We start from the raw sequence: 265 nt of genomic DNA, 5'->3' as shown, positions 1-265 counted from the left end.
TAGCTTATGCCATTGCACTAACCTCCTGATGTCCGACCAGGATTAGCTAACCTTCGTGCTCCTCCGTTACGCTTTAGGAGGAGACCGCCCCAGTCAAACTACCCACCAGACACTGTCCGCAACCCGGATTACGGGTCCACGTTAGAACACCAGCCATTAAAGGGTGGTATTTCAAGGTTGGCTCCACAAGAACTGGCGTCCTCGCTTCAAAGCCTCCCACCTATCCTACACATCAAGGACCAGTGTTCAGTGTCAAGCTATAGTA

Annotated in this window: 1 rRNA gene; it reads right to left on the bottom strand. The window is 51.7% G+C overall.

The annotated features are described in order from the left end of the window. Nucleotides 1–265 (bottom strand): 23S ribosomal RNA (locus KW828_RS21740); the annotation flags it as partial.

Origin of the sequence: Enterobacter sp. ENT03 (genome assembly GCF_019218745.1) — a bacterium.
Taxonomy (GTDB): Bacteria; Pseudomonadota; Gammaproteobacteria; order Enterobacterales; family Enterobacteriaceae; genus Enterobacter_D.
The sequence above is the reverse complement of the archived record's forward strand: the minus strand, read 5'-3'. Positions and strand labels throughout refer to the sequence as shown.